Below are 12494 nucleotides of genomic sequence, written 5' to 3'. Positions count from 1 at the left end.
GATGGATTCTCTCGCAGCGGCGGCGTTGCGCGGCGCCGGTCCCGAGGAACTGGAACGGCAACCCGTACCGGCCGAGTATCTCGCCGCGCACACCCGCGTCGAGGACATCGACATGTTCAACGGCGTCGAGGACAAGGACGTCCGCAAGTCGCTACGCGTCGGGCCCGTCCCGATGCCCGAGCTGGCTCCGGACGAGGTGCTCATCGCCGTGATGGCGAGCTCGGTCAACTACAACACGGTCTGGTCCGGCACGTTCGAACCACTGCCGACCTTCAGTTTCCTGAAGCAGTACGGCAAACGCGGGCGGTGGGAACGGCGCCACGACCAGCCGTACCACGTGCTGGGCTCCGACGCCGCGGGCGTGATCGTCCGGATGGGAGCGGGCGTTCGCCGCTGGCAGGTGGGTGACCACGTCCTGGCCAGCCCCATCCAGGTGGACGACCAGGAACCGGCCACCCAGGGCGACGGGATGCTCGGCGACGGGCAGAAGGCCTGGGGCTACGAGACGAACTTCGGCGGGCTCGCGCATTACGCGATCGTCCGGGCGAGCCAGCTGATCCCGAAGCCCGCGCACCTGTCCTGGGAGGAGGCCGCGAGCACGCCCGCATGCGCCGGCACCGCCTACCGGATGCTGGTCAGCGACCGCGGAGCCCGGATGAAACAGGGCGACGTGGTGCTGATCTGGGGCGCGACCGGCGGGCTCGGCGTGTATGCCACGCAACTGGTCCGGCACGGCGGCGGGATCGCGGTGGGCGTGGTCGGCTCCGAGGAGAAGGCCGCGCGCCTGGCCGACATCGGGTGCGACGTGGTGATCAACCGGGCGGAACTGGGCATCGGCGGCGACGACGGGGACGATCCGTCGAAGGTCATCGAGGCGGGCAAGCGGCTCGGCAAGATCATCCGCCGGGAGACCGGCGAGGATCCGCACATCGTCTTCGAGTACGTCGGCCGCGCGACCTTCGGCATCTCGATGTTCGTGGTGCGCCGCGGTGGGGTGGTGGTCACCTGCGGCTCCAGCACCGGGTACCAGCACCAGTACGACAACCGCTACCTGTGGATGAAGCTGAAGCGGGTGGTCGGCAGCCATGCGGCGAACCTGCAGGAACAGTGGGAAAGCAACCGGCTGATCGACCTGGGCCGCATCATGCCGATGCTGTCCACTGTGTACCCGCTGGCCGATATCGGCGAAGCGGGCCGGCTGGTGCAGACGAACAGCCACCTCGGGAAGATCGGCGTGCTGTGCCTGGCGCCGGAACGCGGCCTCGGTGTCACCGACCCGGAAAAGCGGGCACGCATCGGCGAGCACCGGTTGAACCTGCTGGGAGTGGGTGCCCATGGTTAGCCAGTCCATCGGAATCCTGGCGACGGGTTCGTACGTGCCCGAAACCGAGATCACCAACGCCGATCTGGCCCCCGGGCTGGACGTGACCACCGAGTGGATCGAGCGGAAGACGGCGATCCGGACGCGGCGGTACGCGGCGCCGTCCGAGGCGACCTCGGATCTCGCGATCCGGGCCGCCACCAACGCGCTCGACCAGATCGGCCTGCCCGCCGACCGGATCGACTACCTCATCGTGCCGACATCCACCGGCGACGCCCCGCTGCCACCGACCTCGTGTCTCGTCCAGGCCGCACTCGGGGCACGCCGGGCGGCGTGCTTCGACCTCAACATCGCGTGCAGCGGGTTCGTGTACGGGCTCGCGGTGGCGCAGGGGCTGGTGGCGAACCGGCCCGGCTCGCACGCCCTGGTGGTGGCGGCCGACATCTGGTCGCGGTTCATCGACCCGAACGACCGGGGCACGACGGTGCTCCTCGCGGACGCCGCGGGAGCGGCGGTGGTCGGCCCGGTACCCGACGGGTACGGGATCCTCGAGACCGATCTGCTCGGGTACGGCGACCAGGCCGATCTCCTGACCGTGGAGGCCGGGGGCAGCCGGCGCCCGGCCTCGCACGAGACGGTCGACGAGATCGGGCACGTCCTGCGGATGCGCGGGCGCGAGGTCACCGAGTTCGTACTGGGCAACGTCCCGCAGGCGGTGAAGGAACTGCTCGCCCGGGCCGGTGTCGCGCGGGAAGAAGTCGAGCACTTCGTGCCGCACCAGGCGAACGGGGTGCTGCTGCGCACGCTCGCCGAGCAGATCGGCCTGGAGAACGCGCGGACCCACCTCACCGTCGAGGAGTACGGGAACTCCGGAGTCGCCTCGATGCCGGTCACCCTCGACCAGGCCCACCGCTCCGGTGCCCTGCGCGACGGGGAACTCGTGCTGCTCTCGGGCTTCGGCGGAGGCATGGCGCTCGGGCACTGCCTGCTGCGCTGGAAGGCGGGGGTGGCACGGTGAGCGATATCAACCGGGTGGGCGTGGTCGGCTGCGGGTTGATGGGTTCCGGGCTGGCCGAGGTGTGCGCCCGGCCGGGGCTGGACGTGCTCGTCGCGGTGACCTCCGAGCGATCGGCGCGGGCGGGCCGATCCCGGGTGGAAGGTTCCCTCGACCGGGCGGTGCGCAAGGGCAAGATCAGCGACGAGGAACGCGCCGGGATCCTGGAGCGGATCTCGTTCACGACCGATCTCGGCGACTTCGGTGACCGGCAGCTGGTCATCGAGGCCGTCATCGAGGAGGAGGCGGCCAAGCTGGAGGTCTTCGCCCGGCTGGACAAGATCGTTGAGGATCCGGACGCGATCCTGACCACGAACACGTCGTCCCTGCCGATCATGAAGATCGCCGGCGCCACCGAACGTCCGGAACAGGTGATCGGGACGCACTTCTTCAATCCGGTTCCGGTGCTGCCGCTAGTGGAGTTGACGGGTTCGCTGCTCACCTCGGAACAGACCTTCGATCGGGTCGAGGTATTCGCGCGGAAGCTGCTGGACAAGGAGGTGGTGCGTTCGCCCGATCGCGCCGGATTCGTGGTGAACGCTCTGCTCGTGCCCTACCTGCTGTCCGCGATGAGGATGGTCGAATCCGGTTTCGCCACACCGGAGGACGTCGACCGGGGCATGACTCTCGGCTGCGCCCACCCGATGGGTCCGCTGCGCCTGGCCGATCTGATCGGGTTGGATACGCTGGCCGCGGTCGCCGACGGGCTGTATGCGGAATTCAAGGAACCGCTCTACTCGGCGCCGCCGCTGCTGTCGCGGATGGTCGACGGCGGATTGCTGGGTAAGAAATCCGGGCGTGGGTTCTACCAATACCACTGACGAATGGGAAGCGATGGACACAACCACTCAGCGCCGATTCGCCCGGGCGACCCGACCGGGCGGCCCCGAGGTCATCGAGGTGGCCGTGGAGGACATCGCCTCGCCGGGGCCGGGCGAAGCGGTCGTCAAGATCGAGGCCGCCGGGCTCAACCACGCGGACAGCCTGATTCGTTCGGGTGACTACGTGGTCTCCACGTCGTTCCCCTTCCCGGTGGGGGTCGAGGCCGCGGGCACGGTGGTGGCGACCGGGCCGGACGGCGCCGTTCCAGTGGGCACGCGGGTGTGCGGCACCGGGTGGATGGGGTCGTGCGCCGATTTCGTCACCGTTCCGGTCGAACGACTGGTCCGGATCCCGGACGGGCTCGGCTTCGAGGAAGCGGCTTCGGTGGCGCACGCCGGGGCGGCCGCCGGTGCCCTGACCCGGGTGTGGCCCCTGGCGGGACGCCGCGCGGCCGTGTGGGGTGCCGCGGGCTCGGTCGGCAGGCTGCTCGTCCCCTGGCTGACCGAGCGGGGCGCCGAGGTCGTCGGCATCGCCAGCGGTGACCGGGTGAACGTGGCGCGCGAGCTCGGCGCCGCCCAGGTCGTCGAGCGCGGGAGCGGGGACGTGGCCGCGGCCGTGCGCGCGGCCACCGGCGGTCACGGTGTGGACGTGGTCTTCGATCCGGTCGCGGCATCGACGTTCCGGGCCAGCCTGAGCATGCTGGCGCCGCGTGGCTGCCTGATCAACTACGGGCAGCTGACCGGTCCGGTGCCCGGCGCCGATTTCGGCGAGCTGTTCAAGGCGGGCGGAGTCTTCGTGACGAAGTTCAACGCGGGTGCGTACGTCGACGGGTTCGACGACGTGGTCGGCCTCATCGAGGAGGCGTTGGCGCTCGCCGTCAAACATCCCGCGGTGGTGAGCCCGGTCGCCGGACGGTTCCCGCTGGACGAGGTGTGCGAGGGCTACCGTGCGCTGGAAGCCGGGAGTCCGGGGAAGATCCTGATCCTCCCCGGCCGGGGCACGTGATGGGCGAACCCCGGTACACCACCAGTACGGCCTTCCTGGAGGCGCTCGGCGAGGCCGGGGTCCGCTACGCGTTCGCCAACCTGGGCAGTGACCATCCCGGGTTGCTCGAAGCCTATGCGCAGGCCAGGCAGGAGGGCGCGGCCGATCGCTTCCCCGAGCTGATCATCTGTCCACATGAGAGTGTCGCGATGTCCGCGGCGCAGGGGTACGCGCAGGTGACCGGGCAGCCGCAAGCGGTGATCGTGCATGTGGATTCCGGCACGCAGAATCTCGGCGGCACGCTCAACAACGCGGCGGGCGCGCGGGTGCCGGTGCTGATCTTCGCGGGCGCCTCGCCGTATACCCAGGAAGGCGAGCTGCCGGGCGGGCGCAACGAGTTCATCCACTGGGTGCAGGACGTGCCCGATCAGCGCGGGATCGTGCGGGGATACACCAAGTACGACAACGAGATCCGCACCGGGCACAACGTGAAGCAGGTGGTGCACCGAGCGCTGCAGATCGCCCGCAGCGATCCGGCGGGGCCGGTGTATCTGGTCTGCGCCCGGGAAGTCCTGGAGCAGCACATCGAACCGGTGCGCGCTCGGCCCGAGACCTTCACCCCGACCGCTCCGGGCGCGCTGGCTCCCGAGGTGGCGCGGCGCATCGCGGAGGCGCTGGCCGGTGCGCGCAGTCCGCTGGTGGTGACCTCCCACATCGGCCGGGACCCCCAAGCGGTGCCGGAGCTGGTCGGGTTGTGCGAGTCGCTGGCCGTCCCGGTGGTCGAATCGGTGCCGATGTACGTGAACTTCCCCGCCGACCATCCACTGCACCTCGGCTACCAGTGGAACACCCCGGGACCGAACCCGGTGCTCGCCGAAGCGGACGTGATCCTGGTGCTGGGCAGTGAAGTGCCGTGGGTACCGTCGATCAACCGGCCACGCGCCGACGCGCGGATCTTCGTGGTGGACGTCGATCCGCTCAAGGAGCGGATGCCGCTGTGGCACGTGCCCGCGGAGGTGTTCGCCCGCGCCGATCCGGGCGTCGCCGTGCGGCAGGTGGCCGATCTCGTCGCCGCCGGGCCGTTCGACGCCGCGGCCGTCGAACGGCGCCGCGCCGACGTCCGGGCAGAACACGAGCGGCAGGTCGCCGAGCGCACCGAGCGCGCCCGGCCGGTCAACGGGACCATCACCCCCGAGTACCTGGCCGCCTGCGTCCGAGCGGCCATCGACGACGAGACGATCGTGCTCACCGAGGCGATCACGAACTTCGCGGTCGTCAGCGAGCAGTTGGCCCGATCGGAACCGGGCACCCTGTTCGGCTCGGGCGGCGGATCGCTGGGCTGGCACGCCGGTGCGGCGATCGGCGCCAAGCTGGCGGCCCCCGGGAAAACCGTGGTCTCACTGGTCGGCGACGGCACATTCCTGTTCGGAGTGCCGTCGTCGGCGCACTGGGTGGCAAACCGCTACCAGGCGCCGAGCCTGACGGTCATCTTCGACAACCAGGGGTGGAAAGCGCCCAAACTGTCCACCCTCGCCGTACACCCCGACGGCGTGGCCGCCGCGAACGACGACTTCAACGTCCGATTCACCCCGGAGGCCGACCTCCCCGGAATCGCCGCCGCGGCCGGAAACGCGTGGGGACGGACGATCGACGATCCCGACGAGCTCCCGGCGGCCCTCAAGGAAGCCGTGGATGTCGTCCGTGCCGGCCGGAGTGCCGTGCTGGCCGTGCATCTTCCCAGCGTCTGAACGTGGAAACAAATTCCGCGCACCATGAATAATGGTTTGACTAGGGGTTGGTAGTTCGGGAAACGTTAGGGGTTACCGCCGAAGTCCATTAACGACTACTGTCCAAGGGGGAGTGGTCAATTCTTTCGCTTCGACTACCGCGTGGGGAATAGGATTATGTCGACGTTAGCGGCACAGCCGCCACTCATTTCCAGCGAACCGAAGCTCGACTCCCGTGAGCCTATGGTGCGGCTTTCCCGGCTCCTGGATGCGGGTTCGGTCCTACCGTTGAATTCCTCCGAAGGCAGCGAAGTGCGGGTGGCGACCGGACGCGTCAACGGCGCTCCGGTCGTCGCGTACTGCACGGATGCCACCACCATGGGCGGTGCGCTGGGCGCCCGGGGAGCGGGAGACATCGTGGGGGCGATCGACCTCGCGGTGCGGGAACGTTGCCCGGTGATCGGGCTGTGGCATTCCGGCGGCGCCAAGCTGGCCGACGGTGTCGAGTCGATGGACGGCGTCGGCAGGATGTTCGCCGCGATGACGCGGGCTTCGGGACGCGTTCCGCAACTCTCGGTGGTGCTCGGCCCCGCGGCGGGGGCGGCGGCCTACGGGCCCGCCCTGACCGATCTGGTCGTCATGTCCGAGGCCGGTCGCGTCTTCGTCACCGGTCCGGATGTGGTGCGCAGCGTGACCGGCGAGCAGATCGACATGGCGGGACTCGGCGGCGCGGACGCGCACGGTCGCAGGTCCGGTGTGGTGCACGTGACGGTCGACAGCGAATCCGAGGCCTACGAACGGACCCGCCGGCTGGCCGGTTTCTTCGCCAGCCCGGGGCTGTTCGACCCGCACGCGCTGCGCGGCGGCACCGATCCCGGTTTGGCATTGCCCGAGTCGCCACGCCGGGCCTACGACGTGCGCCCACTGGTCCGGGCCGTCCTCGATGACGACGCGTTCGAGGAACTGCAACCCCGCTGGGCGCCCAATATGGTGGTCGGATTCGGTCGGCTCGGTCGCCGGGCTATCGGTGTGCTCGCCAACAACCCGCTGCGCAAAGGCGGTTGTCTGGATTCGCTCTCGGCGGAGAAGGCTTCCCGATTCGTGCGGTTGTGCGATTCCTTCGGCATTCCCCTGCTGGTGGTCGTGGATGTGCCGGGATATCTCCCCGGCGTCGGCCAGGAATGGGGTGGCGTGGTCCGCCGGGGCGCCAAGCTGCTGCACGCCTTCGCCGAGGCGGTCGTTCCCCGGGTCACGCTGATCACCCGCAAGTCCTACGGTGGCGCGTATATCGCGATGAACTCGCGGTCGCTCGGAGCCACCCGGGTTTTCGCCTGGCCCGATGCCGAGGTCGCGGTGATGGGGGCCGAGGCGGCGGTCGGAATCCTGCACCGCAAGAAGCTGGCGGCGGCGCCCGAAGAGGACCGCGAGGACCTTCGTGCCCGGTTGATCGCCGAGCAGCGCGAAACGGCCGGGGGAGTCGGCCGCGCCATGCGGCTCGGTGTGGTCGACGAGGTGATCACACCGGAGGACACCCGGCGGCGAGTCGCGGAGGCACTGGCCGAGGCGCCCGCCGGCCGGGGCGACCACGGCAACATTCCACTGTGATTCCCGCACGGACAAGTGGCGCGTGGGCGGGGGAGGATTCGTTGAGCGCTCTCGAGAACAATGCCGATGTCGGCAGGTGGGTGCGGCGTTTTCACCCCGCGCCGGATGCCGGCATCAGATTGGTCTGCCTGCCGCACGCCGGAGGATCGGCGAGCTTCTTCTTCCCGGCGTCCCGGTCCCTGGCGCCAATGGTGGATGTGGCCGCCATCCAGTACCCCGGCCGGCAGGACCGGCGCAGCGAGCCGGGGATCGACGACCTCCACGAACTCGCCGACCAGGTGTTCCACGCCGTACGGCCCCTCGCCGAGTTACCCTTGGCGCTGTTCGGCCACAGCATGGGAGCAACCATCTCGTTCGAAGTCGCGCGGCGGCTCGAGGCCGACGGAGTCGTGCCTGCCGCGCTGTTCGCTTCCGGACGGCGGGCGCCGTCGCGGCACCGGAAAGAATGGGTGCACCTGCGTGACGACGACGAACTGCTCGCCGAAATCACGGCGCTGAGCGGCACCGAGTCACTGCTGCTCGGGGACGAAGATGTGCTGCGCATGATCCTGCCCGCGATCAGGAACGATTACCGCGCCGCGGAGACCTACCGGTACCGGCCGGGGCCCAAGCTGAGCTGTCCCATCTTCGCGTTCATCGGGGACAGCGATCCCAAGTCGACGATCGAGGAAGCACGCGCCTGGGGCGAGCACACCACCGGGCGGTTCGACCTGCAGGTGTTTTCGGGCGGGCATTTCTACCTCAACTCGTGCGCCCTGACCGTGCTCAACACGGTCCGGGAGCAACTCGCTTCGCGGGTGGGGTGCCCTCCGGCGCGTAATACTTGAGAGCTACCTTCGAACTGCCCTCCCGCGGGGGACGCCCACCACGCCCCGGCGCGCTTAGGTTTCTCGTACATGGTCCGAAATGGACGGGGAGACCTCATGATCGACCAGCAGAATGCCCGGGAGTGCGCCGACCTCACCGCCGACGAGGTCGTGCGGTTGTACTACAAGTACCGCGATTCGCTGCGCGTGGTTCGCGACGAACAGCGCGGGTTGCACGAGCGCGGGATGAGAGCGCAGATCGACGACATCGAGGCGGAGCTGACCTACCTGCTGATCAGGGAACGTCGCCCGGTGACCGTGGCGGAGATCGGCGCCCTGCACGGGTGGTCCACCACGTGGATCCTGCGGGCGTTGCGGGACAACGAATACGGCCGGTTGATCACCGTGGACCTGACCGACGCCGCCGACTATCTGGTCCCGCGGTCCCTCGCCTTCGGGCGGTGGACCTTCTGCCAGGGCGATGTCCGAACCCTGACCAAGAATTGGCTGCACGGTGTGGATTACCTGTTTCTCGACGCGGAGCACAGCGCCCGGTTCGCTCGCTGGTACCTGGCCGAGATGTTGCCGGTACTGGCGCCGGAAACGTCCGTGAGCGTCCACGACGTTTTTCGCCGGCGCCAGCCGTGTCCGTTCCGGGAGGGGGCGGAGGTGCTCGACTGGCTCGCACACCGAAATCTCGGGTATTTCACCGCGTCCCGGGCGGCAGCGCGCGAGGTGTACGAGCGGATCGTCCAGTTCAAGCGGAAAGCCGGGTTGGCCGAGCCGATACACCGGGGCGAGCGGAATCCGATGATTTTCTTCCGCACTCCGGCGTCGCGTGGATGAGCCCGCCCACTGCATCGGCCCGTCGCCTGCGGCAGGATCAACGCGTCCGGTCCGGTCCGAGCACGGAGGTAGCCACGATGGCACGCGGAAAGCGGCTGCGGGCCCGTGCGGCCCGGATCGCGCGTGCCGGTTGGCAGGACCTCCGTCCGGGAGCGGTACCGAAGGTGCCCCGTTGGACCGGTGCGCCCTGGTTGTGGGCAGAGTGGCTGCCGCAGGTGCTCGTGGTGGCCTGCGCGGTCGCCCTCGCCGCCCTGGCCGGCGGCCAGACGTGGCAGGCGAATCCCGGGATGGCGTTGAGCCTCGGCGTGTTGTTCGGAGCGCTGCAGGGACTTCCGCTGGTGCTGTGCCTCTACCGGCCGATGGCCGGATGGTGGCTGTCGGTCGTCGCGAGCGGCGTGGTCAGCGAGGTGGCCAGGGCAGGAGGGGCCGCGCCCGTGTGGGCCGAGCCCAGCGTGCTCGCGCACCTGTGCGTCCTCGGTTTGGTGGCGTTGTGGGTGCGGCCGCGAGTACTGGTCGAAATGTGGCTGCTGACCCTGGTCGCCGGGGTGATCCTGGTCTTGCGCATGCCACCCGGCTACGACCTGTCGGATCTGGTGGAGATGGGTGCGCTCGCCGCCATCGTGCTGGTGGCCGCGAACGCTCTGCGGGGCCGGGGCGAGGCCACGCGGCGGTTGACCGAGCAACGCCGGATCACCGCCACGGAGCGGGATCGGCGGGCCGTGCTCGAGGAGCGCAGCCGGATTGCCCGGGAACTGCACGACGTGCTCGCCCACCACATGTCGGTCATCGCCATCCAGGCCGAGGCCGCGCCCTATCGGGTCACCGACCCGCCCGAGCCACTGACCCAGAGCTTCGCCACCATCCGGACCCATGCCCAGGACGCCCTCGCCGAACTGCGGCGGGTCCTCGGCGTCCTGCGCGCGGAAGGCGGGGGAGCGGAACCCGCGCCGCAGCCGACCCTGGCGGGCGTGCCCGATCTGGTCACCGGAGCCCGGGCGGCCGGCCTCGAGGTCGGTACCGCGGTGACCGGTATGCCGCTACCGCTGCCGCCCGGCCTGGAACTGTCCGCGTACCGGATCATCCAGGAGGCGCTGAACAACGCGATGCGACATGCGCCGGGATCGGCCGTGCGGGTGGAGATCCACCACCAGCGCGACGTGCTCCGCCTCCGGATCGTCAACGGCCCTCCCGCCAAGGCGCCGGTGAGCACCGGCGGGCAGGGGCACGGCATGCTGGGGATGCGGGAACGGGTGGGGATGTTGAAGGGAGATCTGACGGTGGGCGAAACCCCGGAGGGCGGGTACGAGGTGACCGCGGTGCTCCCGCTGGCCGGGGGCGGGGACTGATGTCCATCCGGGTATTGATCGCCGACGATCAGGCCCTGGTCCGCGAAGGACTGTCGGTGCTGCTGTCGGCCCAGCCGGACATCGAGGTCGCGGGTGAGGCCGCCGACGGTCAGGATGCCGTGGACGAGGTCGCTCGGCTGCATCCGGATGTGGTGCTGATGGACGTGCGCATGCCGGTGTTGAACGGGCTCGAAGCCACCCGGAAGATCGTCGAATACGTTGCCGAACAACAGGAAACCGCGAACCCACCGGCCACGAAGGTGCTCGTGCTGACCACTTTCGACCTCGACGAGTACGTGTACGAGGCACTGCGCGCCGGGGCGAGCGGGTTTCTGCTGAAGGATTCGTCCGCACACACCCTGGCCGACGCGGTACGCGTGGTCGCCGACGGCAACGCCCTGCTCGCCCCTTCGGTGACCAAGCGGCTCATCGACGAGTTCGCCCGCCTCGGCGCCCACCGCGCGCTCACCCGCACCCGGCTGAACCAGCTCACCGACCGCGAAACCGAGGTGCTGGCCCTCCTCGCCGAGGGGAAATCGAACGCCGAGATCGCCGAACACCTGGTGCTGGCCGAACAGACGGTCAAAACCCACGTCAGCCGGATCCTGACCAAACTCGGCCTACGGGACCGCACCCAGGCCGTCATCTTCGCCTACGAATCCGGCCTCGTCCGGCCCGCGTCCTGACAGCCCTGGTCCCCAGGCGAACCGCAACCAGGCGCGGGAATCCCGGACTGGGTCCGCGCCACGGGGATCCGGCTCGTCGAACCGATCGAGGCCCAGTTGACCGAATGGGTGGTCACTTCTGCCGGGCGCTGGTGCGGGCTGTGTGCCTTCACCGTTCGGGTTGACGGCACCGAGCTGTACTTGACGCAGCTCGTCTCGGCCGACGCCATCACCCGATCCGTGATCACACGGGCTAGCCGGCATGGTGAACGTGCCGATGCCGATCGGAAGGCTGACGTGGATCGGGCACACGCTGGCGTGTTCGACCTGCGACGAGTATGAGTGACTGTGCTCAGTACGGGTGTAGTCGCGGTCACCGTTTGACTCTGGCGCGGATGGACCAGACTGCGCTCGCGTCCTGGTCGAAGTGGTCGTGCTTCGAGCAGCCGCCGCACGCGGCGCCGAACAAGCGATCACGGTTTTCCAACGCAAGAGCCACGAACTACCAGCCCGGCTACGACCGTGACCGCGGCTACCGCATGGCCAAACTCGCCGTCGTCTACGCCCACGCGCATTTATCCGCACCACCGCTGGCTCGATCGCGTGCTGTGCTGTTGAGGCGAGCACACTGATCACGTGACAGGTTTGACCGCTGGACTCGTGGTTGATGGTCGTGTCCCGCGGACTCCGGCTCTCGCTCCGAACGGGCATCTGCTCTGCTATGTCCTCGCTCCCATCAGCCGGATCGGTGACCACCTCGACACCGCACTCTGGCTGGCCGACATCGACGGCGACGGTGTGTGGAGTCGGGTGACCGCCGACACCGCGACGGAGTCCCGGCCACGCTGGTCCGCGGACTCGCGCACGCTGCACTTCCTGTCCGACCGCATCGAGCGTGGCACTCCGCAGCTGTACCGGCTCGCCCTCGCCGACGGCACGGTGATCGCGTTGACCCGCTGGCGCGCCGGCATCATCGATCACCGGCCGCTCGCCGATCCCGACCTGGTCGCGCTGGTCGCCGAGGACGAGCCCACCGAGCAGGACACGCGCCGCGCCCAGGACCGCGACGACGCCATCGTCGTCGGCGAACGCGAACCCCGTGCCCGGGTGCGCCTGCTCGACCTGCGCACCGGCCAGATCACCACCCCCAGCGTGTTCGACGACCGGCACGTCGTGGAACTGCGGCAACGACCCGACGGTGGCCCGCTCGCCGTGCTCACCCAGGCCAGCGCCGACAAGGACTACGGCCCCCGCACCGGCCAACTGCACCTGTTCGACCCCGCGACCGGGACCGCGGAGGATCTCGGACCCGTGGAGG

General features: G+C 69.4%; 11 protein-coding genes and 1 pseudogene. All 12 read left to right on the top strand.

Going from position 1 to position 12494, the window contains the following annotated elements; translation table 11 throughout:
* Position 1 precedes the first annotated feature (1 nt).
* Entirely contained in the window at positions 2 to 1342 is a 1341-nt protein-coding gene (gene ccrA, locus FXO23_RS38090; protein ID WP_158891500.1) for a crotonyl-CoA carboxylase/reductase, read from the top strand.
* Positions 1335 to 2339: a 3-oxoacyl-ACP synthase III family protein gene (locus FXO23_RS38085; protein ID WP_158891498.1), complete on the top strand. Its 1005-nt coding sequence runs from the start codon at positions 1335 to 1337 to the stop codon at positions 2337 to 2339. The genes ccrA and FXO23_RS38085 overlap by 8 nt, the downstream gene beginning before the upstream one ends.
* Entirely contained in the window at positions 2336 to 3196 is an 861-nt protein-coding gene (locus FXO23_RS38080) for a 3-hydroxybutyryl-CoA dehydrogenase (protein WP_158891496.1), read from the top strand. The genes FXO23_RS38085 and FXO23_RS38080 overlap by 4 nt, the downstream gene beginning before the upstream one ends.
* A gap of 13 nt (positions 3197 to 3209) precedes the next feature.
* Positions 3210 to 4202, top strand: a complete 993-nt coding sequence (locus FXO23_RS38075; protein WP_158891494.1) for a zinc-binding dehydrogenase — start codon at positions 3210 to 3212, stop codon at positions 4200 to 4202.
* Positions 4202 to 5929 carry a thiamine pyrophosphate-requiring protein gene (locus FXO23_RS38070; RefSeq protein WP_158891492.1) on the top strand — a complete coding sequence of 576 codons (1728 nt, stop codon included), beginning with the start codon at positions 4202 to 4204 and terminating at the stop codon, positions 5927 to 5929. Before FXO23_RS38075 ends, FXO23_RS38070 begins: the two co-directional genes overlap by 1 nt.
* A 267-nt stretch (positions 5930 to 6196) precedes the next feature.
* Positions 6197 to 7513, top strand: coding sequence for an acyl-CoA carboxylase subunit beta (locus tag FXO23_RS38065; protein ID WP_246258268.1), 1317 nt, complete (start codon positions 6197 to 6199; stop codon positions 7511 to 7513).
* A gap of 41 nt (positions 7514 to 7554) precedes the next feature.
* Positions 7555 to 8340 (top strand): thioesterase II family protein, encoded by a 786-nt coding sequence (locus FXO23_RS38060; RefSeq protein ID WP_158891489.1) that lies wholly within the window; start codon positions 7555 to 7557, stop codon positions 8338 to 8340.
* Positions 8341 to 8436: 96 nt separating this feature from the next.
* Entirely contained in the window at positions 8437 to 9165 is a 729-nt protein-coding gene (locus FXO23_RS38055; RefSeq protein WP_158891487.1) for a class I SAM-dependent methyltransferase, read from the top strand.
* Between the two features lie 77 nt (positions 9166 to 9242).
* A complete protein-coding gene (locus tag FXO23_RS38050; RefSeq protein ID WP_158891485.1) occupies positions 9243 to 10511 on the top strand; it encodes a sensor histidine kinase in 1269 nt (422 codons plus the stop codon).
* A complete protein-coding gene (locus tag FXO23_RS38045) occupies positions 10511 to 11197 on the top strand; it encodes a response regulator transcription factor (protein WP_158891483.1) in 687 nt (228 codons plus the stop codon). The genes FXO23_RS38050 and FXO23_RS38045 overlap by 1 nt, the downstream gene beginning before the upstream one ends.
* Positions 11198 to 11571: 374 nt before the next feature.
* Positions 11572 to 11808, top strand: coding sequence for a hypothetical protein (locus tag FXO23_RS38040; protein ID WP_158891480.1), 237 nt, complete (start codon positions 11572 to 11574; stop codon positions 11806 to 11808).
* A 4-nt stretch (positions 11809 to 11812) separates the two neighbouring features.
* A pseudogene (locus tag FXO23_RS38035) lies at positions 11813 to 12494 on the top strand (PD40 domain-containing protein); the annotation flags it as partial.

The sequence above is a fragment of the Amycolatopsis anabasis genome (genome assembly GCF_009765355.1).
Classification (GTDB): domain Bacteria; phylum Actinomycetota; class Actinomycetes; order Mycobacteriales; family Pseudonocardiaceae; genus Amycolatopsis; species Amycolatopsis anabasis.
This window is presented reverse-complemented; position numbering and strand designations above follow the sequence as displayed.

What these genes read in the sequence shown, in the direction of transcription:
- ccrA (WP_158891500.1), top strand. Translation starts at nt 2, where the DNA reads ATGGATTCTCTCGCAGCGGCGGCGTTGCGCGGCGCCGGTCCCGAGGAA.
- FXO23_RS38085 (WP_158891498.1), top strand. Translation starts at nt 1,335, where the DNA reads ATGGTTAGCCAGTCCATCGGAATCCTGGCGACGGGTTCGTACGTGCCC.
- FXO23_RS38075 (WP_158891494.1), top strand. Translation starts at nt 3,210, where the DNA reads ATGGACACAACCACTCAGCGCCGATTCGCCCGGGCGACCCGACCGGGC.
- FXO23_RS38070 (WP_158891492.1), top strand. Translation starts at nt 4,202, where the DNA reads ATGGGCGAACCCCGGTACACCACCAGTACGGCCTTCCTGGAGGCGCTC.
- FXO23_RS38055 (WP_158891487.1), top strand. Translation starts at nt 8,437, where the DNA reads ATGATCGACCAGCAGAATGCCCGGGAGTGCGCCGACCTCACCGCCGAC.
- FXO23_RS38050 (WP_158891485.1), top strand. Translation starts at nt 9,243, where the DNA reads ATGGCACGCGGAAAGCGGCTGCGGGCCCGTGCGGCCCGGATCGCGCGT.
- FXO23_RS38045 (WP_158891483.1), top strand. Translation starts at nt 10,511, where the DNA reads ATGTCCATCCGGGTATTGATCGCCGACGATCAGGCCCTGGTCCGCGAA.
- FXO23_RS38040 (WP_158891480.1), top strand. Translation starts at nt 11,572, where the DNA reads ATGGACCAGACTGCGCTCGCGTCCTGGTCGAAGTGGTCGTGCTTCGAG.